This window comes from Sporolactobacillus putidus (assembly GCF_014647035.1).
In the GTDB taxonomy this organism is placed as follows: domain Bacteria; phylum Bacillota; class Bacilli; order Bacillales; family Sporolactobacillaceae; genus Sporolactobacillus; species Sporolactobacillus putidus.
This window is the reverse complement of record NZ_BMOK01000006.1, coordinates 173,555-200,418: the sequence shown is the minus strand read 5'-3', so window position 1 is coordinate 200,418 and position 26,864 is coordinate 173,555. Positions and strand designations below refer to the sequence as shown.

At 49.0% G+C, this 26,864-nt stretch carries 23 protein-coding genes; 22 read left to right on the top strand and 1 reads right to left on the bottom strand.

Annotation, left to right across the window (positions count from 1 at the left end; genetic code table 11):
* Window positions 1-17 precede the first annotated feature (17 nt).
* Genes fliD through fliT form a run of 3 tightly spaced genes read left to right on the top strand, consistent with a single transcriptional unit; the run spans window position 18 to window position 2,449 of the window.
* Entirely contained in the window at window positions 18-1,667 is a 1,650-nt protein-coding gene (fliD, locus tag IEX81_RS09185) for a flagellar filament capping protein FliD (protein WP_188802772.1), read from the top strand.
* Between the two features lie 40 nt (window positions 1,668-1,707).
* On the top strand, window positions 1,708-2,103 hold the full coding sequence (gene fliS / locus IEX81_RS09180; protein WP_188802771.1) for a flagellar export chaperone FliS: 396 nt from the start codon (window positions 1,708-1,710) through the stop codon (window positions 2,101-2,103).
* Window position 2,104: 1 nt separating this feature from the next.
* Window positions 2,105-2,449 (top strand): flagellar protein FliT, encoded by a 345-nt coding sequence (gene fliT / locus IEX81_RS09175; RefSeq protein WP_229727542.1) that lies wholly within the window; start codon window positions 2,105-2,107, stop codon window positions 2,447-2,449.
* Between the two features lie 99 nt (window positions 2,450-2,548).
* On the opposite strand, the gene IEX81_RS09170 is transcribed toward fliT, so the two are convergent.
* A complete protein-coding gene (locus IEX81_RS09170) occupies window positions 2,549-2,689 on the bottom strand; it encodes a hypothetical protein (RefSeq protein ID WP_188802769.1) in 141 nt (46 codons plus the stop codon).
* A 400-nt stretch (window positions 2,690-3,089) separates the two neighbouring features.
* Between IEX81_RS09170 and hpf the strand changes: the two genes are divergently transcribed.
* The 19 genes from hpf (at window position 3,090) to IEX81_RS09075 (ending at window position 26,782) form a co-directional block, all read left to right on the top strand.
* Complete coding sequence (gene hpf, locus IEX81_RS09165) at window positions 3,090-3,644, top strand: ribosome hibernation-promoting factor, HPF/YfiA family (protein ID WP_188802768.1); 555 nt, start codon at window positions 3,090-3,092, stop codon at window positions 3,642-3,644.
* A 604-nt stretch (window positions 3,645-4,248) separates the two neighbouring features.
* The gene (gene secA / locus IEX81_RS09160; RefSeq protein ID WP_188802767.1) at window positions 4,249-6,765 is read left to right on the top strand and encodes a preprotein translocase subunit SecA; all 2,517 of its coding nucleotides are present in this window, start codon (window positions 4,249-4,251) and stop codon (window positions 6,763-6,765) included.
* A gap of 28 nt (window positions 6,766-6,793) precedes the next feature.
* A protein-coding gene (gene prfB / locus IEX81_RS09155; RefSeq protein WP_229727541.1) for a peptide chain release factor 2 occupies window positions 6,794-7,892 on the top strand; the annotation gives its coding sequence in 2 pieces (ribosomal slippage) (window positions 6,794-6,856 and window positions 6,858-7,892; 1,098 coding nt in all).
* 648 nt (window positions 7,893-8,540) lie between these two features.
* Window positions 8,541-9,437 (top strand): YitT family protein, encoded by an 897-nt coding sequence (locus IEX81_RS09150; protein WP_188802765.1) that lies wholly within the window; start codon window positions 8,541-8,543, stop codon window positions 9,435-9,437.
* A gap of 535 nt (window positions 9,438-9,972) precedes the next feature.
* Window positions 9,973-10,659, top strand: coding sequence for a cell division ATP-binding protein FtsE (gene ftsE / locus IEX81_RS09145; protein WP_188802819.1), 687 nt, complete (start codon window positions 9,973-9,975; stop codon window positions 10,657-10,659).
* Window positions 10,649-11,542 carry a permease-like cell division protein FtsX gene (gene ftsX / locus IEX81_RS09140; protein ID WP_188802764.1) on the top strand — a complete coding sequence of 298 codons (894 nt, stop codon included), beginning with the start codon at window positions 10,649-10,651 and terminating at the stop codon, window positions 11,540-11,542. The genes ftsE and ftsX overlap by 11 nt, the downstream gene beginning before the upstream one ends.
* A 146-nt stretch (window positions 11,543-11,688) precedes the next feature.
* The gene (locus IEX81_RS09135; protein WP_188802763.1) at window positions 11,689-13,152 is read left to right on the top strand and encodes a S41 family peptidase; all 1,464 of its coding nucleotides are present in this window, start codon (window positions 11,689-11,691) and stop codon (window positions 13,150-13,152) included.
* Window positions 13,153-13,467: 315 nt separating this feature from the next.
* Window positions 13,468-14,670 carry a cell division protein gene (locus IEX81_RS09130; RefSeq protein WP_188802762.1) on the top strand — a complete coding sequence of 401 codons (1,203 nt, stop codon included), beginning with the start codon at window positions 13,468-13,470 and terminating at the stop codon, window positions 14,668-14,670.
* A 315-nt stretch (window positions 14,671-14,985) separates the two neighbouring features.
* Window positions 14,986-15,282, top strand: a complete 297-nt coding sequence (locus IEX81_RS09125) for an AbrB/MazE/SpoVT family DNA-binding domain-containing protein (RefSeq protein ID WP_188802761.1) — start codon at window positions 14,986-14,988, stop codon at window positions 15,280-15,282.
* A 148-nt stretch (window positions 15,283-15,430) separates the two neighbouring features.
* Window positions 15,431-15,610, top strand: coding sequence for a hypothetical protein (locus IEX81_RS09120; protein ID WP_188802760.1), 180 nt, complete (start codon window positions 15,431-15,433; stop codon window positions 15,608-15,610).
* Between the two features lie 103 nt (window positions 15,611-15,713).
* Window positions 15,714-17,684 carry an excinuclease ABC subunit UvrB gene (gene uvrB / locus IEX81_RS09115; RefSeq protein ID WP_188802759.1) on the top strand — a complete coding sequence of 657 codons (1,971 nt, stop codon included), beginning with the start codon at window positions 15,714-15,716 and terminating at the stop codon, window positions 17,682-17,684.
* Window positions 17,685-17,691: 7 nt separating this feature from the next.
* Complete coding sequence (gene uvrA / locus IEX81_RS09110; RefSeq protein ID WP_188802758.1) at window positions 17,692-20,574, top strand: excinuclease ABC subunit UvrA; 2,883 nt, start codon at window positions 17,692-17,694, stop codon at window positions 20,572-20,574.
* Between the two features lie 153 nt (window positions 20,575-20,727).
* Window positions 20,728-20,922, top strand: coding sequence for a PspC domain-containing protein (locus IEX81_RS09105; RefSeq protein ID WP_188802757.1), 195 nt, complete (start codon window positions 20,728-20,730; stop codon window positions 20,920-20,922).
* Window positions 20,919-21,305, top strand: a complete 387-nt coding sequence (locus tag IEX81_RS09100) for a phage holin family protein (protein ID WP_373292351.1) — start codon at window positions 20,919-20,921, stop codon at window positions 21,303-21,305. Before IEX81_RS09105 ends, IEX81_RS09100 begins: the two co-directional genes overlap by 4 nt.
* Before the next feature lie 344 nt (window positions 21,306-21,649).
* Window positions 21,650-22,570 carry an HPr(Ser) kinase/phosphatase gene (hprK, locus tag IEX81_RS09095; RefSeq protein WP_188802756.1) on the top strand — a complete coding sequence of 307 codons (921 nt, stop codon included), beginning with the start codon at window positions 21,650-21,652 and terminating at the stop codon, window positions 22,568-22,570.
* Window positions 22,571-22,607: 37 nt separating this feature from the next.
* Entirely contained in the window at window positions 22,608-23,414 is an 807-nt protein-coding gene (lgt, locus tag IEX81_RS09090) for a prolipoprotein diacylglyceryl transferase (RefSeq protein WP_188802755.1), read from the top strand.
* A 43-nt stretch (window positions 23,415-23,457) separates the two neighbouring features.
* Complete coding sequence (ppaX, locus tag IEX81_RS09085; protein WP_188802754.1) at window positions 23,458-24,111, top strand: pyrophosphatase PpaX; 654 nt, start codon at window positions 23,458-23,460, stop codon at window positions 24,109-24,111.
* 219 nt (window positions 24,112-24,330) lie between these two features.
* Window positions 24,331-24,876 carry a DoxX family membrane protein gene (locus tag IEX81_RS09080; RefSeq protein ID WP_188802753.1) on the top strand — a complete coding sequence of 182 codons (546 nt, stop codon included), beginning with the start codon at window positions 24,331-24,333 and terminating at the stop codon, window positions 24,874-24,876.
* A gap of 391 nt (window positions 24,877-25,267) precedes the next feature.
* Window positions 25,268-26,782, top strand: coding sequence for a tetratricopeptide repeat protein (locus IEX81_RS09075; RefSeq protein WP_188802752.1), 1,515 nt, complete (start codon window positions 25,268-25,270; stop codon window positions 26,780-26,782).
* Window positions 26,783-26,864: the final 82 nt, after the last annotated feature.

Genomic DNA, 26,864 nt, shown 5'->3' with positions numbered 1-26,864 from the left:
AAGGGAGGGCGGAAAAGTTGTCTTCAACATCATCGACAAACAGTTCAAGCAGTTCAAGCGGTATTTCTATTAATTCAATTAACAGTATGCTGAATTCGACGTCAAACAATAATAGGGTCAGCGGACTGGTCAGCGGCATAAACGTGGATAGCATTGTCGCGCAAATGATGGTTTCGGCAAGTCAGCCTCTTGCTCAAATGCAGAAGAATCTGCAGAAGCTGGAATGGCAGCGGGACGATTACCGATCCATGAATACACTGCTCACCACGCTGCAGACGAACGTACAGACAATGAGCCTTCAATCGTCGTATCTGGTTAATACGGTCTCATCCAGCAGTCCCTCGGTTGCTTCGGCAACAGCCGGTGCAACGGCCGGGAATGCGACGTATTCTTTGTCGGTCGGCAGTCTGGCGACTTCCGCTTTTAATGTCGGCGGTCCAATCGCTGCGAACAGTAATTTTGATCCAAGCCAAAGTTTGGCAAGCCAGTCAGGCAACTTGAAAGATTCGACAGGAATTCCTAGCAGCGGAAATATTACGTTTACACTTTCATCTTATGATCAGAACGGAAACTTTCTTTCTCAACAATTTAGTTTTGATCCTACTAAAAGCTCATTGAATGATGTTCTTTCAACGATATCTCAATCAAACCTTGGGATTAACGCATTCTACGATCCGGTTAAGCAGGAAGTATCTATGACTCGGTCAGCCACGGGTAATCTTGGCGGAACGAAAACAAGTGGTTATGGCATTTTTTTTGATAACAGCGGTGGTAACAACATTACTTTTTTAACAAATACACTGCAAATGACTCAAAGCAATGAGACAAAAGGGAGCGACGCCTCCTTCACACTCAATGGGTTGCAGACTACTCGTCATTCCAATACATTCTCAGTTAATGGTGTAAATTTTACTCTGCAAGGTTCCGGCAGCTCAACTCTTACTGTTAACACAGACACTACTACGGTTTACAATTCGATCAACAATTTTATAAATACGTATAACACGACGATCCAGGGCATTAATGACATGATTTCTCAGGCGCCGAACCCCAGCTATCAGCCGCTGAGCGCGACGCAAAAGCAGAGTATGACCGCTGCGGATATTACGGCGTGGACAACGAAGGCACAGGCAGGTATGTTGTGGAATGACAGCATTCTGAGCAGCGGACTCAGCCAAATGCGGCTTGATCTTTCGAACATGGTAAGCGGGACAAGTAGTTCGACCCTGAATTCACTTTCGGCAATAGGTATAACAACCAGCACAAACTATAGGGATCACGGCAAACTGGTTATCAGTGATCCGGCTGCTCTGAATCAGGCGATCAGCACAAACCCACAAGCCGTGATGCAGCTGTTCACGAATATGGGAACGAGCTTGCCAAATAATCAGGGAACGGATCCAACGAAGCAGGGAGTCATGCAAAGGCTGAATTCGACCATTACGAACACGATCAATCAGATTGAACAAAAAGCCGGGAACACCAGTATGGCTGATAATCAATATTTTATCGGACAGAACATTGACACTCTGAATACTCAGATCAGCACTGAACAGACGAGACTGACAGCTGTCGAGAATCAGTACTACAACCAATTTAATGCAATGGAACAGGCTATCCTTCTGTCGAACCAGCAGTCTTCGTATATTTCCAGTTTAATGCACTGATGATTTTTTTAGTAAGAGTATTGGGGGAAGGGTTAAAAAAATGCCGACGAATGCGTATAACGCTTATCAGCGGAACTCCGTACTGACAGCAACGCAAGGTGAGCTGACCTTAATGCTGTATAATGGCTGCATTAAGTTTATCAGGCAGGCGCGGATTGCGATGAATAATAAAGATATTGACGGAAAAAACATTTTTCTTAAAAAAGCACAGGCGATCATCAGTGAACTGATCGTAACCGTGGATCAAAGACATCCTGAGGCAGGACATATCGCGGCGCTCTATGACTACATCCACCGCTGTCTGATTGAGGCGAATGTGAAAAACGATCCGGCGCTCCTTGATGAAGCGGAAAAACATGTGACCATGTTCCGGGATACGTGGAAACAAGTCATCGAGATCACGCAGAAAAATCAGCCGAAACGGGACCGTGCCTGAGATGATGTTCCGTGAACTTTATGATCAGACGCTGGCCATTAAAAAGCTGCTTGATCAGGCTGATCAAACTGATCGCGAAAGATTGATTAAAAAATTGCAGCGGATGTTCGATAAGCGTGGCGAAATTCTAAAGCATTTGCCCGGGGTAACCAGCGATGAGGATAAGGAACTTATCAGGGAAGTCGCGGATATGAATCATGGGATTAATACGGCGATGCAGGGAGTCAAGCAGAGCATCGTGAATGACATGAATCAATTCCGGCACCATAAACATTCGGTCAGCCGCTACCAAAATCCCTTCCAAGGGCCGACAAAAGACGGGATGTTTCTCGATAAGAGGGAATGAATTGCGTCATTACGATCAAAGTCAGAATTTTTTCTTCAACAAAATAAAAACAGCCCACCCGTTCAACCGGATGGGCCTTTCATTATGGTTTATCTTTTTTTATTCTGCTGCAACGGCTTCGTTTACAGCTTCTTCTGTATTAAGACTTGCGAGGAACTGCAAGTAGTTGTAAGTGGATTCTTTTTCGTCTTCGTTGAGCCTTTCGAAAAGTTCAATAATTTCTTCTTTTTTAACAGCCATTGTAAAAACCCCTTTTTTGAGATGTAGTCACCGTCTCAATGCAAACTTTGAGAAATTAATCACAAAGAAGATACCATTTAAAAACTTTAATCATACCATCGATCGACTAAGATTGCCTGTGAAACTTATCACTTAAAAAGATTAACCCCTATTGCGTAATTTATTATATGAGGAATTCGATGGCACGTCAATACAAAACAGCGCTTTCATTGCCTTTCTTTCAATTGTATTATTGCATGGAATCAGTGCTTTTTTTGCATGAATTTAAGAGGCACTAAATTATGCCTGATTGTGTCGAAAATGTGTCAATGAAAGCGTTTTTTGTTAAATTATTTTAAAGTTTAGGAAGGAATAAGGACGGGAATGACGAAAATATATAGTATCGAAGGGAGGCTTTCTTATGAATATCAACATTCGTGGAGAAAACATTGCGATGACAACATCTCTGCAGGATTACGCAGAGAAGAGAATCGGCAAGCTTGAAAAGTACTTCAGCCTGCCGCTGGCAACAGATGCGCGTGTGAACATGCGTGTTCACAATAAGGAACAGGTGATTGAGGTCACCATTCCGATGCAGGGGCTTCTCTTGAGAGCAGAAGTTGGGCAGGAAGATATGTATACTGCAATTGATATGGTGGTTTCCAAGCTGGAGCGCCAGATCAAGAAATATAAAACCAAGGTGAACCGCAAGAGCCGCCAGGATATCCGCCAGGTCCGTCAGGAGTCGGGCGGTACGGTAGTGACAAAAACGATTGAGGCAGAGACGCCGGAAGAATCTCAGGACGTGGTCCGGAGAAAACGGTTTGTGTTTAAGCCGATGACGGTTGAAGAAGCAATCCTGCAGATGGATATGCTGGGACACTCGTTCTTCGTGTTCAACAATGCGGACAGCGGTGCAACGAATGTAGTTTATCGCCGCAGGGACGGACGCTACGGGCTGATCGACCAGGAATAGACAATAAGAGTTCAAAATGAAAGACCCGGGAGATTCACAATCTGTGAGTCTCCTTTTCAATGCCGGCGCTGAAATCCGTCAGGCGGCGGATGAACAAATTCCTTCTTTATTCCTTCAAAAAAACATGAGCAGTCTGCTTCCATGAAACATAAAATCTGCGGTACACGAAATTCTGCCAATCTGTTTTCAAGCCCGTGATTTTAGCGTATACTTAAAGTTAATTGCCTTTCTACGTTTTAAATCCACTGTGGAAGAAAAAAATTTTCGAATGCCCGAGCGAACTTGGAAGGCGAAGACACGTCGTAAAATTTCTCTGCCGGACGAAAGGTTTTTGATGGAATAGGTTGTTCAGAGTGAGACATTGAAGGAATGAGGACAGGCGGTCTTTCTGAAGGGGCGGTGTACGGACGGAGTTATTGTCACGGAGCACTGACATTGCTAAAATAAAAAAGATACTGAGCCGATGAAAGTCAAGGCACAAAGATTTTGAAAATGCTGGAAGAGTCGGGTTCATAACTCCAGACGAAAAGCGAGATCCTAATGGCATTTGGAAGTGCCGGAGCGCGGCGCGATTTCAAACGCCTAAAATGAGGTGTATACAGGCATGATAGGAATGCTCAAAAAAGTTTTGGGTGACACAAGCCTTCGCAAGCTTGGAAAAATGGAAAAAATGGCCCATGTGATCGACGGTATGGCAGATGAGATGAAGGCGCTGACCGATGACGAGCTTCAGGCGAAAACCCCGGAATTCAAGGAAAGGCTGGCAAACGGCGAGACACTCGGCGATATTATGCCGGAAGCCTTCGCGGTTGTCCGGGAGGCCTCGACGCGTATTCTCGGGCTGACGCCTTATTACGTTCAGTTGATTGGCGCGATCGCACTGCACGAGGGCAATATCGCCGAGATGAAAACCGGTGAAGGTAAAACGCTTGTCGCAACGATGCCGCTGTATCTGAACGCATTGTCCGGCAAGGGTGCACATCTGGTCACGGTCAACGATTATCTGGCTTCTCGTGATGCGAAGCAGCTCGGCCTTCTGTATAATTTCCTCGGCCTGTCTGTCGGCTTAAACTCGGCAGGTTTGTCGCCGGAGGAAAAGAGAAAGGCTTACGCGGCGGACATTACTTACGGGACAAACAATGAATTCGGGTTCGACTATCTGCGCGACAACATGGTGATTTATAAGGAAGAAATGGTTCAGCGCCCGCTGAATTATGCGATCGTCGATGAAGTGGACTCTATCTTAATCGATGAGGCACGGACACCGCTGATTATTTCCGGCAACGCCGAGAAATCGACGGACCTTTACGTGCGGGCTAATCAGTTTGCCCGGCTTTTAACCGAGAAGCAGGATTATACCGTCGATCTGAAGACGAAGTCGGTTCAGCTGACTGAAGAAGGCATGACAAAGGCGGAAAACTTTTTCCATATCAAGAACCTGTATGATTACTCGAATGTGCTGATCAACCATCATGTGAACGAGGCGCTGAAGGCCCACGCGATCATGCATCGCGACACGGATTACGTCGTTCAGGACGGCGAGATCATTATTGTCGATCCGTTTACCGGACGGCTCATGCAGGGACGACGCTACAGCGAAGGCCTTCACCAGGCGATCGAAGCCAAGGAAGGTCTGGAAATTCAGAGCGAGAGCAAGACGCTCGCGACGATCACTTTGCAGAACTACTTCCGGATGTACGGCAAGCTCGCGGGTATGACCGGTACGGCTAAGACGGAAGAGGAAGAATTCCAGAGCATTTACAACATGGATGTTATCGTGATTCCAACTAATAAACCGGTTATCCGCGATGACAAACCGGACTTGATCTATAAAACGCAAAAAGGAAAGTTCAAGGCAGTTGTCGATGAAATCTCGACGCTCTACCATCGCGGCCAGCCTGTACTGGTCGGTACGGTTGCCGTGGAGACATCCGAACTGATTTCGAAGATGCTGAAAAGGCACGGTATTCCGCACAATGTGCTGAACGCGAAGAATCATGCGCGTGAGGCGGAAATCATTGAAAATGCCGGACAGGTCGGAGCCGTGACGATCGCAACGAACATGGCTGGGCGCGGAACTGACATTAAGCTCGGTGAAGGTGTAACCAAACTTGGCGGGCTTTTTATTCTGGGCACGGAACGCCACGAGTCGCGGCGTATCGATAACCAGCTGCGCGGACGTTCCGGACGCCAGGGTGATCCGGGTATATCGCGCTTCTACCTCTCGCTCGAAGACGATCTGATGCGCCGGTTCGGATCCGACCGGATGAAAGGTATGATGGAAAGACTCGGTATGGATGACGATCAGCCGATTGAAAGCAAGATTGTCAGCAAATCGGTTGAAGCCGCACAGAAACGCGTTGAAGGCAATAACTTCGATGCCCGCAAGCAATTGCTGAAATTCGATGATGTCATGCGGCAGCAGCGTGAAATTATTTACAAACAGCGCATGGAAGTTATGGAATCTGAGAATCTCAGGCCGGACATCGAGAATATGATAAAATCGGTGATCGACAATCTTGTTCATGCCCACACGCCGGATCATGAGGTGCCGGAAGACTGGGATCTGGATGGAATCATCGATTATCTGAACGCCAAACTGTTTGATGAAGGCGTGCTTTCAGTCAAGGATCTGGAGGGCAAGGATCCGGAGGAAATGATTGAAGATCTGTACGAAAAGGCGATTGCCCGTTATGACGAAAAAGAGGAAAGCTTCACGACCGAGCGGATGCGCGAGTTTGAACGTGTGGTCATGCTGCGGACGGTCGACACGAAATGGATGGATCATATCGACGCGATGGAACAGCTGCGCGAGGGCATTCATTTGCGTGCGTATGGACAGGTCGATCCCTACCGGGCTTACCAGATTGAAGGGTTTAAAATGTTCGAGGAAATGGTGGCCGGCATCGGGGAAGAAACGGTCAACATCCTGATGAAGGCCGAGATTCAGGAACAGCCTGTTCAGCGTGAACGGGTGGCTAACGGTCTGCGTGTCATCTCCGGCGGCATGGACGATGAACCGAAGAAAAAGCAGCCTATTGTCAGCAAGATGCATGTCGGGCGTAACGACCCTTGCCCATGCGGCAGCGGGAAAAAATATAAAAACTGTCACGGCAAATGAGTCGGACATAGAGAAAGCAGGATGAACCATGGATTTACCGGAAATGAAACACGAAATCGACGAGATGGAAGGCCGTCTCAAAGAATTTAGGGGGTCTCTTTGACTTAGACAGCAAAAAGGCCCGAATAGCTGAACTTGAAGAAAAAATGACCATGCCGGGTTTCTGGGACGACAATGAAAAAGCTCAGAAAGTGATCGATGAATCGAATGATCTGAAGGGCAAAGTTGACAGTCTTGGCGAATTGGAATCGAAATTTGAAGATCTGCAGGTCGCGTACGAACTCGTCAAGGAAGAGGAGGACGCCGACCTCAAGGATGAACTGGAACAGTCACTGTCGGAAGCGCGCGGAGCGTTCAACCGCTATGAAACCCGGCTGCTCTTGAGCGGGCCGCACGACAAAAACAATGCGATTCTCGAACTGCATCCGGGCGCCGGCGGCACGGAAGCCCAGGACTGGGCGTCGATGTTGCTGCGCATGTACACCCGCTGGGCGGAAAACAAAGGTTTTGCTGTCGAGACTCTGGACTATCTTCCGGGCGATGAAGCGGGCGTGAAAAGTGTGACGCTTTTGATTAAAGGAACGGATGCCTACGGTTATTTGAAGGCGGAGAAGGGCATTCACCGTCTGGTCCGTATCTCGCCGTTCGACGCCGCGGGCCGTCGCCATACATCGTTCGTTTCTTGCGAAGTCATACCTGAGCTCGATGAGGATATCGATATCGAAGTCAGGCCCGAAGACCTCCGCGTCGATGTTTTCCGATCAAGCGGCGCCGGCGGACAGCACATCAACAAGACCTCGTCCGCCGTTCGCATGACGCACCTTCCGACCGGTATCGTCGTTAGCTGCCAGTCTGAACGGTCGCAATTTCAGAACCGCGATCAAGCGATGAAAATGCTGAAAGCGCGGCTGTATCAGCTGGAAGAGGAAAAACGTGAAGCAGAAAAAGCCGCGCTTCATGGCGAGCAGAAAGAGATCGGATGGGGTAGCCAGATCCGCTCCTACGTCTTCCATCCGTATTCCATGGTCAAAGACCACCGGACAAACGTGGAAATCGGCGACGTCAACCGCGTCATGGACGGTGATCTGGATCCGTTCATTGATGCTTACCTGAGGCTGCATCTCTGAATCGCGCGGGAAAATAAGTAAAGCAAAAGAGGCTGTCTGATGAGTGATTCGTTGACTCGGACGGCCTCTTTTTTACGCAAAACTTGAATGCGTTGATCTTTTTGCCGAATTGGGAAGATCGCTGGCCAAAAAAGCTTATTGGGGTGTGCAAGAGTACGAAGGCGACCGGTTAGTAAAAGAGAATCAATCATTCGTGGAGAATCGGCTTTAATCTCGGGAAATCGTTAGGGAACCGGCGAGAATCGGTTTTAGAACTGAGAAATCGTTAGCAGACCGAGGAGAGTTGGCTTTTATTCTCGGAAGATCGCTGGCATACCGCCGAGAATCAACAGTAAAAAGCACGGAATCAACAGTAAACGGAACAGTATCAACAGTAAATGCTTAGAAATCACCAGTAAGCGGAAAAGAATCGACAGTAAACGTTGTAGAATCAATAAGTGTGAATAATCAGAATACAATCTGGACTTTTTGATCAAAAGACACTGCCTCAGTTCTGTTGCGGCGATCAGAAAATTATTTTTTTTAATATCAATGAATGTAACAGCGGTGATGTTCACTGCAAGGTTAGAGTTAAGCACCGCGTGTAAATAGAACGATGCGTTTTGCAGTGAAAGTTTGATTAACGGGGTAAAACAAAGGAGACTGATTATGGCTTTTTTATGGAAAAGAGACAAGCATTTAGCCATCCCCCGCGGACGGATGGCAGTTTTGATGGATTATTTATATGTCCTGATCGGTTCGGCAATCATTGGGATTTCGTTTAATGTTTTTCAGCTGCCGAATCGGATCGCGGCCGGCGGTGTGAGCGGCATCAGCATTATTTTGCACTGGACGCTCGGCTGGGAGCCGTCTTTTGTACTTTGGGCAGTCAATATACCACTGTACGTCAGCGGTGTGCTCATACTCGGCAAAAGTTTCGGTTATCTCGATTATGCGCTGAAGACATTGCTGGGCACACTTTTTCTGCCGCTATCCGTTTTTCTGACGTCAGGCTGGCCGGCGGCAACGAACAACCCGCTGCTCGGTGCGCTGTTCGGAGGAATCGGTGTCGGACTTGGTCTCGGCATCGTTTTCCGCGGCCGAGGTTCAACCGGCGGCACGGCTCTTGCAGGCCAGGTGATCCAGCGTTTTACGGGGCTTTCGATCGGTCTTTGCGTCTCAATTATTGACGGGTTGATCGTCCTGTCGTCCGCTTTTCTCATCTCGCTCGAGGCGGCTTTGTATGCTCTGATCAGCATCTATCTGCAAGCCAAATTGATTGATGTCGTGCAGATCGGGTTCAACACGGAAAAGATGGCATTGATTATTTCGAATAAGGAAGATGAACTGCGCCGCAGCATTCTGAACGAAATCGACCGTGGTGTGACCCGAATCATCAGTCAGGGAGGATTTACTGGAGATGATCGTCCGATGCTGATGACCGTGGTGTCGCAGAATGAGCTGACGCATCTCAAACAGCTCGTTCATTCGGTTGATCCCGAGTCATTTTTTATCATCTCAAACGCGACGGAAGTCTTCGGAAAAGGATTTTATCGGCGTCGATGAGTCAGAGCGGAAACAATGGAATCCGGTTCAGGAAAGTGGCTTTGTTTTACGGGATTCAGGAAATGAGTAAAGAAACCTCTGCCCTTAATTTTTCTGGTTTTTAAAAGGCCGGGTTGATAAAAAGAATGGTTTCTTCGGTCATCATCTTCATATTTTTGTTATCACTCCTGATTGCCGGTCTTTAATTTTCTTCCATTCCTTTATTGATAGAGCCGTTTATTTGAAATTTAAATGTAATAATTTTCATAGGGAATACGTCGGATTTGAATGGTATAATGAAAAATGATTCAAATGAAAGCCATTGGTCATTCATACATAATCTGATGTATCATGCATCAAACGGTCCGTGGCTTTTTGTGACCGTATTTTTTGGTGCACGCTCCGCACCACTCTTTCCCGGAGATGGACCGACTCAATTTTCATACGAGTGCGAATGCTATCTTTATGGAAATGGTTCGGACAGTAATCACTTTTTCAGTCAAAATCAATTAAAATCAATCAAAAAGATTGCGGGGGAAGCAGCAAAATGGACGACATGATTTTGATGCAGAATGTCTGGAAGGCTTATTCAAACGGCGTTATGGCGCTGAACGGCATCGATCTGTCTGTTAAACAGGGGGAATTTGTCTATATTGTCGGTCCGAGCGGGGCTGGAAAATCTACTTTTATTAAAATGATATTCAGAGAATTGAAACCAACAAGAGGGAAGATCTTCATTAACCATAAAAACATTGCCACGCTCAGGGAGCGGCAGGTGCCTTATTTCAGACGGAAAATCGGCGTCGTTTTTCAGGATTTCCGGCTGCTTCCGAAACTGACAGTCTATGAAAATGTGGCGTTTGCTCTTGAAGTCATTGAAGAAAATCCAAAGGCGATTAAAAAGCGGGTCATGGAAGTGCTTGATCTTGTTGGACTGAAGCACAAACTGCGCTCTTTTCCCGATCAATTGTCCGGAGGCGAACAGCAGCGGGTGTCGATTGCCCGCTCGATCTGCAACAGACCGCCGGTTCTGATCGCCGATGAACCGACGGGAAATCTTGATCCGGAGACATCGTGGCAGATTATGGACGTTTTCACACGGATTAATGAGCAGGGGACAACGGTCGTTATGGCTACGCACAACAAGGACATCGTGAACCGGATCAGGCACAGAGTCATTGCGCTTGAGGGCGGCATGGTAGTCCGAGATGAACAGGAAGGTGAATACGGCTATGAAGCTTAGAACATTGAAACGGCACCTCAATGAAAGTTTCAAGAGCCTTGCCCGCAACGGCTGGATGACTTTTGCATCAGTAAGTGCGGTGACGGTATCGCTCGTTCTTGTCGGATTGTTTCTCATGGTCATGTTTAATCTGAATAAAATTGCAGGCGATATCGAGAACGACGTGCAGGTGCGCGTCTACATCGATCAGTCCGCGACAAGTGTGCAGCAGAATCAGCTTGAAAGCAATCTTAAGCAGGTCAAGAATGTTCAGTCGGTCACTTTCCAGTCAAAACAGCAGGGGCTGAACAACCTGCTGCAAAGTATGGGCAGCGACAAATCGACATTTCAGGATCTGCAAAAACAGAATCCGCTGCCTAACGTGTTTATCCTGAAAACAAGCCGCCCGGAGCAGACGGTTCAGGTGGCACAGCAAGTCAAAAGTTTACCGTACGTTTCCGATGTGCGTTATGGCAAAGGTACGGTTGAAAAAATGTTTCAGTTTGTCAACATCGCGAGAAATGTCGGGATTGTGCTGATTATCGGACTTTTGTTCACATCCGTTTTCCTGATTGCCAACACGATCAAACTGACAATCGTGGCGAGGCGGCGCGAAATTGAAATCATGAAGCTTGTCGGTGCGACCAATGCCTTCGTCCGTTGGCCCTATTTTATCGAGGGTCTGTTTATGGGAATACTTGGCTCGGTCATTCCGGTATTTCTTGTTATGATTGTTTATCATTTTGCCTATTATAATCTTAGCGGCAATTTATCTCAAATGTTCATCAGACTGATTCCTTATCAGACGATGACGGCCAATCTCAGCCTGCTGCTCATCGGGATCGGCGCGATTATCGGCGTCTGGGGCAGTCTGAACTCGGTCCGCAAATTCCTGAAAATCTGAAGCAGGCGGTTTTCAGAAGCCGCCGATGTTCTTTTTGTGACAAAGGGCCGCTGTTGCTGTATGATCATAGTCACTCAAGTTACGTAATATAATGCCGGAAATCGTTCGGGCATACTTGGTGATTGACTTGGAGGGGGCAGTTTTTCATGAAAAAATTCAGCGGCAAAGTCGTCGCACTGCTGATGGCGATCTCGCTGATCGTCGGGGCCGCGGGATCCTATGCGGTGTTTAGCTTTGTCAGAAACAGCAATTCCGTTTCCGTTCCCGCGTCGTCCGTCGTGGCCGGTTCCACTACAGCAAACAGTGCGGTGTCTAAAATCCAAATGATTCACGATCTGATTGAAAAGGACTATTTTCAAAAAATAGACAGCCAGAAACTGTACGACGGCGCGATCAACGGCATGATTCAGGCGCTTGGCGATCCTTTTTCGAGTTATATGAGCGCGCAGACGGCTTCCGACTTCAACCAGTCTCTGTCTTCCTCATTCCAGGGTATCGGCGCCGAGGTTCAGTTGGTCGGCACCAAGATCAGCATTGTATCGCCGATAAAGGGCTCTCCGGCGGAAAAAGCCGGACTCAGGCCGAACGACCAGATTGTCTCGATTAACGGGCAGTCTACCGACGGACTGGATGTTAATCAGGCGGTCTCCAAAATCCGCGGGAAAAAAGGAACGACGGTCAAGATCGGCATCAGGCGCGCCGGCGTCAGCAATGAATTGATGTTTTCGATTAAGCGCGACGTTATTCCGATCCAAACGGTTGACAGCCGAATGATCGAGCAGGGCGGCCAGCCATTAGGATATATCGCGATCACTCAATTTAACGAGAACACAGATAAGGAATTTTCAAATGCGCTGACGTCGCTTCAGAACCAGAAAATGAAGGGGCTGATCATTGACGTCCGCGGTAATCCGGGCGGTTATCTGCAGGCTGTGGAAAAAATCGCCAATCTGCTTGTGCCGGATAACAAGCCGATTGTTCAGATCGAAGACCGGCAAGGCAAAAAACAGCCGTTCTACTCAACACTCAAGACGAAAAAGAGTTATCCGGTTGTCTGTCTGATCGACGGGGGAAGTGCCTCAGCCTCAGAAATTCTGGCCGGGGCGCTTCATGAGGCGGCAGGTTATCCGCTTATCGGTGTCAAATCGTTCGGCAAGGGGACGGTTCAGCAAGGTATCGCCCTGTCCGATAACAGCGAGTTGAAGCTGACAACGGATAAATGGCTGACTCCGGACGGAAACTGGATTCATAAAAAGGGTATCCAGCCGACCGTTGCGGTTCAGCAGCCGGCCTATTTCTTTTCCAGCCCGCTGACATTAAAAAACGGCGAAGCGCTGAAATATGACCAGACGGGAACGATAATTGCCGACGCCCAGCAAATGCTGGTCGCCTCCGGCTTCGATCCGAAACGTACGGACGGCTATTTCAGTCTGAATACGCAACTGGAAGTGAAAGCCTTCCAGCAATCGGCAGGGCTCCCGGTCACGGGTGCGATCGACCAGAAGACCGCGGATGCGCTGCAGGCTAAGACACTCGCCGCGATTGCGAACCCGAAAAATGATCTCCAGTTGAACGCGGCGATTCAGGAAATCGAAAAGGCTGTCAAGTGATTCAAGGACTGGAACACGGCGCATCGAATTCCGGAAAGATACGAATAAAACGAAGGACAAAAACGGAACGCTCACGATTTGTGAATGTTCCATTTTTCATTTTTTAGAAGAGCAGGTATTGGTCTCCTCAAACAAACAGGAAAAAGTTTAAAAGATCTTTTTGTCTTTTTATTTTACTCGGCGCGAAAAAAGACCGGGCCGTCGATCTATGAAATTATTTCCAAAATACAGGAATATAGTTCGCAGATCATGCGTAATTGCTGTATTCTTAACTTATCGGAAATTTTTATTTGATCGATTTTGGGGGAATTGCGGATGGGTGACATGGTACGTTCGGTATTTTTGGGAATTGCTTCGTTTTTCTATAATCCTGTACTTTATTTGCTGATTTTGGGACTGTTCTTGTTCAGCATGCAGCGGGTGAAACGGGAAAGGCTTTCGTTCCACGTCAAGGCTTACGGTATGTTCAACACCATTTTTTCGAGTACGGCGCCAAGCCTGATCACGGGGGCTATCGGTTCGGCGCTGCTGCTCCTGTCCGGTACCGCGCTGCCGGCGGGTGTGATCGTGCTGCTGTCGTGTGCCTATCTGCTTATTATGCTGACCACTCAGCTCCGTTTTCTTTCGCCGGCGATTGCAGGGGGGCTGACGATTGTCGCGGCTTATTTGCTTCCCGATATTAAAACCCCCTATCCGCTTGTTAACCAGTGGATCGAAGGGATCCGCGGGGTCAACTTCTTTTCCCTTGGCGTTTTTCTTGTCACAGGACTCTTGATCGAGTGTCTGCTTGTGTACGGCTGGGGCGCGCGGCAGACTTCGCCGCGCCTGATTGACAGTCGGCGCGGGAGCAAGGTTGGCGCCCACGAAGCGAGCGCGCTTTGGATTGTTCCGCTGTTTTTCCTCGTCCCTTCCGCGGGTCCGGTTGGATCAATCGGACTATGGCCATTTGTATCCGGTGCGGGCCATTCGTTCGGTTTTGCGCTTTTTCCGCTTGGTGTCGGAATCGCTCAGCTGATCACGCATACGCTCCCAAGGCGGGCCGTACGTGCCACCGGTCACTGGCTTCTCGCGAACGTTCTTCTGACAGGCTTGTTTGTTGGTCTTTCCTATCCGCTTCATCTTCCGGTTCTAGCTGTCATAGGAGGAGCTCTGGCTCTGATCAGCCGGTTCGGGCTGGTCTGGTATCATCACTATCTGCGGGAGAAGCGGCCGCTTTACTTTATCAGGCCAACCAAAGGCATTCGAGTCGTCGGAGTCATACCGCACACTCTCGGCGACCGGATGGGAATCAGGATGGGAGAAGAGATTCTTCGGGCGAATGATCAGGAGGTCACCAGTGAATACGATTTTTATGAGGCGCTGCAGAAGCGCGCCGCCTACTGCAAGCTTGAAGTGATCGACCGCTTCGGGGAACCGCGTTTCGCGAAGGGGCCGATCCATCAAGATGACGGGCACAGAATCGGACTGCTTTTTCTTGAAGCCGCTAAATGGGAAAATGATCGAAAGACAAAAGCGTGATCGGAGCATCGAATACTATTTTCGGAACAGGATCCGGCAGCGGGGGTCGTCCGTATCGATTTCCAGCTTTTCAGGTACAGGTAAAGGATGGAATTCAGCTTTGAGAGGTGCGCTGCCCGCAGGTTCTGAAAGCGAGGTCCGAGGCGGCTATTCCGTTACCCGGATGTTCCATCAATGTTACTGTCAGATTGAAGGCGCTGTAAAAAGAATTCAGCCTACAAAAAAAAGAGTTATTATTTATGGATTTTTTTTTATTGTGCTATTCTTGTTTTAAGTAACTTACTAAATCGAGAGAGAGGAGCCAAAATATAACATATGAAATCAACCGGAATTGTGCGAAAAGTTGACGAGCTGGGTCGTGTCGTGATACCGATCGAACTGAGAAGAACGATGAATATCAAAGAAGGCGATCCGCTGGAAATATTTACGGAAGAGGATCGCATTATTTTTAAAAAGTACGTTCCGAGCATGGCCTGCCAGATTACGAATGAGGTATCGCCAGACAATCTGGTTCTTGCGAATGGCAAACTGATCCTGAGCCGCAAGGCTGCCAAGGCAGTTGTCCAGGAAATTGAAAAATATATCGGTGCGGACGCAAACTCAAACTCCTGATTTTTATTACCAGTCGATAAAACGTTTCCATATCAATGTGTGGAGACGTTTTTCTTTATTAAAATAAAAAAAATTGATACTTCTGATAGCTCATCTATGTACGTCTGGACAGTTAGCGAATGCGTTACGGCAGATACACATGTTCATAATGGCCGAACAACACGCAACGACCGATAAATTCCTTGAGACGACCGATAAACAGAGCGCGACGACTGATAAACCCCTTGAGACGACCGATAAACAGCGCGCAACGACTGATAAACTCCTTGAGACGACCGATAGACCGATCCTGTCGGCTGCAAATAGTGCAAGGGGTACCAACATGTAATGAAAGATATTTTTTTAGAATATCTGTTCGTATTATTTGCCTATTATAAAGTGTCCTGTGGTATACTTCTATTAATGATTCATGCCAATTGGAGGGCAGATGAATGGATTTTCAGCTTGTATCAAATTACAAACCACAGGGGGATCAGCCTGAGGCGATTCGCGAGCTGGTAGAAGGAATCGAACATGGGAAAAAGCATCAGACCCTGCTCGGGGCGACCGGCACAGGCAAGACGTTTACTATGTCGAATGTGATTGCCCAGGTAAAGAAGCCGACGCTGGTTATTGCGCACAATAAGACGCTTGCCGGCCAACTTTACAGCGAATTCAAAGAGTTTTTTCCGAATAATGCGGTCGGGTATTTTGTCAGCTATTACGACTATTATCAGCCGGAGGCGTATATTCCGCAGACGGATACCTATATTGAAAAGGATTCAAGCATCAATGATGAAATAGACAAACTGCGGCACTCGGCCACCAGCTCGCTGTTCGAGCGGCGCGATGTCATTATCGTGGCCAGCGTCTCATGTATTTACGGACTGGGTTCTCCTGAAGAATACAAATCGCTCGTTGTTTCGCTGAGGCCCGGGATGGAAAAAGACCGCGATGCGATGCTGCGCGAGCTGGTCGATATCCAGTACACGCGCAATGACATCAATTTTACCCGCGGGACATTCCGTGTGCATGGGGATGTCGTCGAGATTTTTCCGGCTTCGCGGGACGATCACTGTATCCGCGTTGAATTTTTCGGTGACGAGATCGAGCGCCTGACGGAAATGGATCCAATGACGGGGGAAATTGTCGGGGAACGGGATCATGTCGCTATCTATCCGGCATCCCACTTTGTGACCGGACAGGAGAAAATGAAACGTGCGATTGTAAACATCCAGAATGAGCTGGAGGAGAGGCTGAAGGTGCTCCGGGACAATGGGAAACTGTTGGAAGCGCAGCGCCTTGAGCAGCGGACACGCTACGATCTGGAGATGATGGAGGAAGTCGGATTTTGTTCCGGCATTGAAAACTATTCCCGTCATCTTACATTCAGAAAAGCGGGCGAGTCGCCTTATACGCTGATGGATTATTTTCCGGAAGATTTTCTTATTATGGTGGATGAGTCCCATGCGACACTGCCCCAGATCAGGGCAATGTACAACGGGGATCAGGCGCGGAAAAATGTGCTTGTGGATCACGGATTCAGGCTTCCTTCGGCAAAGGACAACCGTCCGTTAAAATTCGAGGAATTCGAAGAGAAGGTTCATCAGATCGTTTATGTTTCAGCGACGCCGGCAGATTATGAGCTGGAACATTCCGGAAAACCGATTGAACAGATTATCCGTCCGACCGGGCTGCTTGATCCGAAAATTGAAGTTCGGCCGATCAAGGGGCAGATTGACGACCTGTTCGATGAAATCAATCTTCGCGTAAAGCGTGAAGAGCGTGTGCTGGTCACGACACTGACGAAAAAGATGGCTGAAAATCTGACCGATTATCTAAAAGGGATGGGCGTCAAGGTGCGCTACCTGCATTCGGAAGTCAAGACACTTGAACGGATCGAGATCATCCGCAATCTGCGCCGCGGCGAGTTCGACGTACTTGTTGGTATCAACCTGCTGCGCGAGGGACTGGATATTCCCGAGGTGTCGCTTGTCGCGATACTCGATGCGGATAAGGAAGGGTTCCTGCGGTCCGAGCGCTCGCTTATTCAGACGATCGGGCGCGCCGCTCGAAACGCGGAAGGTAAGGTAATCCTCTATGCGGACCGCATGACCGATTCGATGCGGACGGCGATGGATGAAACCGCGCGCCGGCGCAATATTCAAACGGCGTTTAACGAAGCCCATCATGTCATCCCTCAAACCATTAAAAAGGCGATACCGGAATTGATACAGGCAACCTATTCCGTCGAGAGCGGGGACAGCTTCGGCAAGAAAAAGAAACAGAAGATGACGAAGTCCGAACGAAAGAAAACCATCATCAGCATGGAAAAGGAAATGAAAGAGGCGGCAAAAACGCTCGACTTCGAGCGGGCTGCCGAACTGAGGGATATTATCTACGAACTGAAGGCGGAGGGATAACAGGCTTATGGTACTGGAAAATATCGTCGTTAAAGGTGCACGCGAACACAATTTGAAAAACGTCAATGTGACGATTCCGCGGGATAAGATGGTTGTTGTTACTGGACTGTCCGGTTCCGGAAAATCGTCCCTCGCCTTCGACACGATCTATGCCGAAGGCCAGCGGCGCTACGTTGAATCGCTGTCCGCATATGCCCGCCAGTTCCTTGGCCAGACAAACAAGCCGGACGTTGATGCGATTGAAGGACTGTCGCCGGCTATTTCGATTGATCAGAAGACGACCAGCCACAATCCGCGGTCGACGGTCGGAACGGTAACGGAAATTTATGATTATCTGCGCCTGTTGTTCGCACGGATCGGACATCCTTTTTGCCCGAATCATGGGATTGAAATCACATCGCAGACGATTGAACAGATGGCGGACCGCGTGCTCGCGTATCCGGAACGGACAAAGCTGCAGATTCTCGCGCCGATCGTATCCGGAAGGAAGGGCACCCAGGCCAAGGTTTTCGATGAGATTAAGAAAAAGGGCTACGTCCGTGTCCGTGTGGACGGCGAGATGCGTGAACTGGCTGAGGAAATAAAACTGGAGAAAAACAAGAAACACAGCATTGACGTCGTGATTGACCGAATTATTCTTAAACCAGGTATCGAAGGACGGCTGTCCGATTCGCTTGAGGCGGCAGCGGGACTGGCTGAGGGCCGTGTTGTCGTCGACATCATCGGCGGCGAGGAACTGCTTTTTTCCGAACAGCATTCCTGTCCATACTGCGGCTTCTCCATCGGCGAGATGGAGCCGAGACTGTTTTCGTTCAACAGTCCGTTTGGGGCATGCCCCGATTGCGACGGTCTCGGGTCAAGGATGGAAGTTGACCCCGATCTGGTTATACCGGATGCGGCAAAGTCGCTGACGGACGGCGCCATTGCGGCGTGGGAACCGACAAGTTCACAGTATTATCCGCAGCTGCTGCAGGCCGCCTGTGCGCATTTCGGCATCGACATGAATGTGCCGGTTCGCGATCTCCCTAAGGACCAGTTAAACGTCGTGCTCTTTGGAGCGGGGATGGAGCGTATTCATTTTCATTATGAAAACGAGTTTGGCGATGTCAGAGACAAGGAGATGTATTTTGAGGGCGTCATTCCGAATATCAGCCGCCGTTATCGGGAAACAACCTCTGATTTCATCCGCGAGCAAATGTCGGAATATATGACGCAGAAGCCGTGTCCAACCTGCCACGGCTACCGTCTCCGTCCTGAGGCACTCGCCGTGAAAATCGGCGGCAGGCACATCAGCGAAGTCACGGAGCTGCCGATCAGGGAGTCGCTTAAATTTTTCGATTCGCTGGATCTGACGCCAAAGGAGCAGTCGATCGCACGCCTGATTCTCCGTGAGATCAAGCAGCGTACCCGGTTCCTGATCGATGTCGGACTGGACTACCTGACACTGAGCCGGGCGGCGGGGACGCTTTCCGGCGGCGAAGCGCAGCGCATCCGGCTGGCGACGCAGATCGGCTCACAGCTGATGGGCGTGCTCTATATTCTGGACGAGCCGTCAATCGGTCTGCATCAACGCGACAACGACCGGCTGATCCGGACGCTGCTCAATATGCGCGATCTGGGCAACACGCTGATTATTGTCGAACATGACGAGGACACCATGCTGGCTTCGGATTACATTATCGATGTCGGCCCGGGCGCAGGAGAGCATGGCGGACGGATTACGGCGCAGGGCTCCCCGAAAGAAATTATGGAGAATGAACACTCGCTGACCGGGCAGTACCTTTCGGGAAAGAAGTTCATTCCGATACCACAGAAACGGAGAAAAATCACCAAACGCGTGCTCAAGGTTGAAGGCGCAAAAGCCAATAACCTGAAAAATGTCACTGTCAGTTTTCCGCTTGGCGTCATGACCGTGGTCACCGGCGTATCCGGTTCCGGGAAAAGCACCCTTGTCAATGAAGTGCTGTTCAGAGCGCTTGCCCAGAAGCTTCACGGCCGCCGCGAAGCGCCCGGCGAATTTAAGCAGCTGCGGGGAATCAAGGAGCTTGACCGGGTCATTCAGATTGATCAGACGCCGATTGGCCGCACGCCGCGTTCCAACCCGGCAACTTACACGGGTGTATTTGACATGATCCGCGAAGTGTTTGCTGCCACGAATGAGGCAAAAGTACGCGGCTACAAGAAAGGGCGTTTCAGCTTCAACGTAAAAGGCGGGCGCTGCGAAGCATGTACCGGAGATGGGATTATCAAGATTGAGATGCATTTTCTGCCCGATGTTTACGTCCCTTGCGAAGTGTGCCACGGCAAGCGTTATAATCGCGAGACGCTTGACGTAACCTATAAAGGGAAAACAATCGCCGACGTGCTTGACATGACCGTTGAGGAAGGTCTTGAATTTTTCAAAAATGTGCCGCGGATCAAACGCCGTCTGGAACCGCTTTTTGAAGTCGGCCTCGGCTATATCAGACTTGGTCAGCCCGCGACAACCTTGTCGGGCGGCGAGGCACAGCGTGTCAAACTGGCGTCCCAGCTTTACAGGCGGACGAAAGGCCGGGCCCTCTACATTTTGGATGAGCCGACGACCGGACTGCATACCGACGATATAGCCCGTCTGCTCATTGTGCTTCAGGCGCTGGTCGACAGCGGCGACAGCGTTTTGATCATCGAGCATAATCTCGATGTGATAAAGTCTGCGGATTATCTGATCGATCTTGGTCCTGAAGGCGGCGACGGCGGAGGTACGATCGTGGCAACCGGTACGCCGGAGGAAGTGGCCGAAATTCCGGAATCGTATACGGGTAAATATCTGAAACCGATTCTTGAAAGAGATCGGAAACGGATGGGCGGCCGCGTGAAACAGCGGGAGCGCACGGCGGAGAAGGCACAGTGAAAACGAACCGCAGCTGTCCTTCTAAAATGCGGATCAGCCGATTGATTTTGGAAGATTAAAGTTTTTTTTAAATAATAAAATTCCGGCTTGTTATTCTCTATTCCGTGAGGTTATAGTTAAATTGTGGCAGAAGACGATAAGGGGGAAGCGCGTATGCAGAAGAGATTATATCGTTCGGAAAACAATCGGATCGTCGGGGGAGTTCTCGGCGGCATTGGTGAATATTTTAATATTGACCCTACAGTGATCCGGATCGGTTTTCTCATCCTGGCTTTGGTGACAGCTGTTTTTCCTTGCCTCATTGGTTATTTTCTCGCCTATTTTATTATTCCGGAACAGAAAGTGTGAATGTATTGTTGAAAAAGTGGTTTGCCAATACCTTGCTCAATATCATCATCAATATGATTATCCTGATGACGCTTGCAGGCTATCTACATACGATGGTCCACCTTTCAGGCATTGGCACGGCGTTTGCGGCCAGCGTCATTCTTTCTTTTCTGAACGTGTTTGTACGCCCGGTGCTGATTCTTTTTTCACTTCCGGCCACCATTGTGACCCTGGGCTTTTTTATTTTCATCATCAATGCCCTGATGCTTTATCTGACCTCGGTGATTATCGGCCCCGGCTTTCAGATTGACGGATTTGGAAGTGCGCTAATTGTAGCGATTATCATGGCCATCTGCCAGCTGATCATTCAGACTTTTATTATTAAACCGCTGCGGCGTGGTTAATGATGAAGCAGGCACAAGAAGACACCTCCAAGAACCATCTATGGTAAAATGAAAAATGTTACACTCTTCATTCAGCTGTGGTTTGAGAACCCGATACTGCAATGTTTTGATGCTGAATGAAGCGATGCATGGGAATAGACGGGAAACCTGCGGGAACGCCGGGTCGGGCAGCTCGGCGCAATATGGAAAGGAAGGGGAAAAACTCCCGCCGGTATGTACGCTTTTGCTGCGGCGGAATTCACGCTTTCGGAGTGCAGGCCGGCCTGACCGGAACATCCACATATCGCTCAGGTGCACAATGAAGAAAGAAGCGGGCTCAATGGGTCCGGCAGCAGATATCGCTTATGAATAAAGTGCGCGTCAGTGAACTGATTGAACATTTTGATCTTAAACTGGTCAGCGGTGAAAAGGGTATCGAACGCGAGATTATTGTCAGTGATATCTCGCGGCCAGGTCTTGAGATAGCGGGTTATTTTACCTATTATCCGAGGCGCCGCCTGCAGCTTCTTGGCCGAACCGAGCTCTCGTTTTTCAACGAGCTGAGTGTGGATGAACGCTACAGACGCACCTCCCAGATCTGTACGTCGCAGACTCCATGTATCGTCATCTCGCGCGGTATCGAAGTGCCGCAGGAGTTTATCATTTCATCGAACAAACGGAACGTTCCTATTCTGCAGTCGAAAATGAAAACAACACGGCTGAGCAGCATGATTACCAATTATTTGGAATCTCGCTTGGCGCCGATGACGGCCGTTCACGGCGTTCTTGTGGATGTCTATGGTGTCGGTGTGCTCATAACCGGTGAGAGCGGCGTCGGGAAAAGTGAAACCGCCCTGGAGCTTGTGAAAAGGGGTCACCGGCTTGTCGCCGATGATTCTGTCGAAATCCGCCAGGAGGGAGAGTCCGAACTGGTCGGAAACGCGCCGGAGCTGATTCAGCATCTTCTGGAAATACGCGGACTCGGCATCATCAATGTGATGACACTGTTCGGGGCAGGTGCGGTCCGGAACTATAAACGGGTTTCCCTTGTGATCCATCTTGAACTCTGGGATCAGGCCAAAGTCTATGACCGGCTGGGGCTTGACGAAGAAAAGATCAGACTCATTGACACGGAGGTTCCGAGACTCGTGCTGCCTGTCCGTCCCGGACGAAATCTAGCCGTAATCATCGAAGTTGCAGCAATGAACTATCGTTTGAAAAATATGGGCTACCATGCAGCACAGCAATTTTCGGACCGGTTAAATGACACGCTGCACGAGCGATGAGCACCCATGAATCTACAACTTTGAGGTGAAAAAAGAGATGGGACAGACAATTGAACCTTTAAATCGGGTTGCTGTTCAGCTGGGGCCGATCCACATTTACTGGTACGGAATTATTATCGCAACGGGCGCGCTGCTCGGGCTGCTTCTGGCCATGAGAGAAGAGCGAAAACGGGGTCTCCCCGGAAATACATTCATTGATTTGATTTTAGTTGCGGCACCGATTGCGATCGTTTGCGCGCGCATTTATTATGTGGTCTTTGAATGGTCCTATTATGCTCAGCATCCTGCTCAAATCATTGCGATCTGGAACGGAGGAATCGCCATCTACGGCGCGCTGATCGGTGCAGTTGCGACGACGGTAGTTTTTTGTGCAGTGCGGGGGCTCTCCTTCTGGAAAGTGGCCGATATCGCGGCGCCGAGCGTCATTCTTGGACAGGCGATCGGACGCTGGGGCAATTTTATGAACCAGGAGGCCCATGGCGGACCGACCACTCGCGCCGCGCTGGAAAACATGCATTTACCTACCTTTATCATTAATCAAATGTATATCAACGGCACTTACTACATACCGACTTTTCTTTATGAATCGGTCTGGGATTTTATTGGATTTATCCTCCTGCTTATTTTAAGACGCGTGAACCTTCAGCGGGGAGAACTGTTCATGTCCTATGTCATCTGGTACGCCATCGGCAGAAGCTATATTGAGGGACTGCGCACAGACAGTCTGATGCTGGGACCGCTTCGTGTATCCCAATGGCTCGCTTGGGTACTGATTATTGTCGGAACGGGCCTCATTCTTTACTGGCGGCTCAGGAAAGAAAAACGCCCGCGTTATCTGGACTGAGTAGTTTAGAAGACCGGCTTAAAATGAACAGGAGTGTTTCACATTGATACAAACCGTATTATTTGATCTGGACGGCACGCTGATTAATACAAACGAATTGATTCTTGCCTCTTTTCAGTATACCTTGGAGCGCTTTTTCCCGGGAAGATATACGCGCAAAGACTTGATTCCATTTATCGGTGAACCGCTTGAAGTCAGTTTTAATCATATAGATGCCCGTCAAACCGATGAGATGATTGCGATCTACAGAAAGCACAACAGCCATTTTCACGATCAGATGGTAAGTGAGTTCCCGTACGTGCGAGAGACGCTGGGACAACTCCGTGATCAAGGCTGCGCTTTGGGAGTCGTCACGACAAAGAAACGGGATATGGTGAACAAAGGACTTGAATTCGCACAGATTGCCGATTATTTTGATACGGTCGTAACGAGCGACGATGTGACGCGTCTCAAGCCCGATCCTGAACCTGTTGAAAAAGCCATGAAGAATCTGGCGGCAGAGCCGGAAGTGACACTGATGGTCGGAGACAGTCCTTCTGATATCCAGGCGGGGCAAAGAGCGCATGTCCGTACGGCCGGTGTGGGCTGGTCGATGAAAGGCCGCGCGGTTTTGGAAAATATGCGGCCAGATTTTCTGCTGGATAAGATGAGCGATCTTCTGGGCCTTATTCATAAGGCAGGCAGCCGGTCACTGTGACTCATTTTTAAAAAGTTGGAATCCAGGATCAGCTGAAGGATTTATAAGTGAACAAACTTTATTAATACAGGTTCAAGGGTGTAAAATACCGGCTCGGATGTGACTAATATCACATTATTTACTGACCGAAAGTTGTATAAAGTAAGTGGGTGATCGCAAGACACCTGCTGACGCACTATAAAATGTAAGCGTCATCATTTGGGAAAGGGGGAAAAGAAAATGGTGAATTGGTTGCGTACGAGCAAAACGTCTTCAGTCATTTTACTTTTTTTACGTCTCTGGTTAGGCTGGTCATGGTTCTCCGGCGGAGTGGAAAAAGTATTCGGGACACCGCCGTTCAGTGCTGCCGGCTATTTGAAGAATGCGGCCTCTCATCCGGTGACCGGACCTGGAGGAAATATATTGTACGGTCCGTTTAACGCATTCCTGAGCCACGTGGCACTTCCGGGAGCGGGCTTTTTCAGCTTCATCGTGAAGTGGGGCGAGCTGCTGATCGGACTGGGGCTGCTTCTTGGAACACTGACTACGGCCGCGGCGTTTTTCGCGTTGCTCATGAATTTTACCTTTCTTTTTGCCGGAACCGTTTCGAGTAACCCTCTTGATATCCTGATCGGTATGTTTATTGTCGTCGCTGGCTTCAATGCAGGTAAATTGGGCGGCGACTATTGGGTAATCCCGTGGATCCGCAGAACGGTTGGCGGATGGTTTCATAAACCGGAGCCAACGGATCTGAATACAAAGACTAAAGCAAAGGCAGCGTCTTAAAGTAAGGAAAGAAGCGGATGATCGGTTTTGCCGGCTGCCGAAGTGCTCTTCTAGAAACATATTAGAAAACTTATTAGAAAACTTATTAGAAAACTTGGCTTCGCCAGGCCTTTGGCGCAGGCGTTGCCTTAGTTACGCTTATACTATAGCCTTTAAGAAGTTTTATACTTTCTTATAGTACAAATGAAAGACCGCAGCGTGCTACGGTCTTTTTTCGCATGCGCCCGGCATGGGCGGCAGCCATACCGTTAATGTTCGGTCTTTCGACAGTTCGGAAGGGGTCAGCTGCACTTTCCATCGTTCCTCCCCTAAGGATTTTGCCATTGGCGATTTCAAATATGCTATACTGGTTCTAGTATAATAATTGTGTTTTACGGGGGATCATGAATCGATGAAAGAGGTAAACCAACGGAAAAAGGCGCGTGTCATTTCATTTCACCATGACGGCGAATTTTTCTACCAAAAGGGAATGGTCTGCTACCAAAAAGGCGATCTGGAGCGTGCAAGCAAGTATCTCAATCGCGCGCTTAAATTTAAACCGAATGAAGTGGAATATCTCTGCCAACAGGCGGCCATCCTTTCTGAGCTGGAAGAATATGAAACATCAATAAATCTGCTGAAAAAAGTGGTTTATGAACTTGATGATAAATTGACGGAATGCTATTTTTTTCTGGCGAATAATTATGCCTATCTCGGAGATTTTCAGGAGGCTCTGGATGAGGTCAGCACCTATCTGGCGGTGGAACCGGACGGTGCGTTCAAACAGGAGGCTCTGGAACTGTACCGGATGCTGGCCGAAGAAATAGAAGACATCGACACTGAGGAATCGGCTTATATCAGCATTCATGAGCGGGGCAGGCTTGCGCTTGAACGCGGGCATTTCGAAGAAGCAGTCAGTCTTTTCAAGAAAGTGATTAAAGATGAACCCAATTTTCTTGCCGCTCAGAACAATCTGGCAATCGCCTATTTTTCGATGGGCGTGACGGGAATGGCACTGAAAGCGGCTGAATGGGTGCTGGAAAAGGATCCGGGCAATATTCACGCATTATGCAACTTGGCTACTTTTTTCTATCAGCTGGATGACAGTGATAATTTGACAAAAGTGATGCACAGGCTTGACCGTCTGTACCCGCTGCTTCCGGAGCATTGCGGGAAACTGGGGTCGACGTATCTCTATGTCGGTGATTATGAAAAGGCCTCCCGCTGGCTGAAGACCGCTGAACGAAAGGGAGCGCGTTGCGACCAGGTTTTCTGTTTCTGGATGGCGCTCGCCGCCTACCATACAGGCGATCAGGAACTGGCAGAACGCAATTGGAGACAGGTGGACTACTTCAGCGGCAAACCGTTCCATCCGTTCAAATACAGTAAAATTCAGAATATGATGTTTGAACCGGACGCACAGGATAATTTCATGGTGATGGATCTGATCAAAAAAGAAGTGTGGGAAGGCAATCGTGCCTACCAGCTCTTTTCACTGTTTTATCTCGCCAGCAAGGGTGATGAAGCAACGCTTGCGGAAGTTGCCGACAAAGGAACGGATTTTGTTGTTAAAGGAACCGCCCGGAGACTGCTCGAGGAACGCCGGGCGGAAAAACCCGATATGCGGCTTCAGATCATGCGTCAGGTGGAAATCCGCGTCGGCGGGAAAAAAGAGGCACTGAAGAATCCTGAACTGTACAGCTTTTGGTCGGTGGTCGACTCGGTCATCGGTCCGTCCGGAAATACAGACTGCAGCGGATGGGCGGCGGCGCTCCTTTATTTATGGAAAAAGGAATTCGGGGAGCGCACGTCACAGAAAGAAATTGCAGACGAGCTCGGTACGACGGTATACCGGCTGCGCAAGCATGTCGGCGAACTGGCGGCGGCCTTGGATAAACAGTGGGAAGACGGTATGGTCTGGCTCTGAGCGGCTCGCACATTTGAGCAATATTCTGGACTTTGCATCCTGTATTCTTTAGCATGGAATTATCAAACCGGCAGATGATATT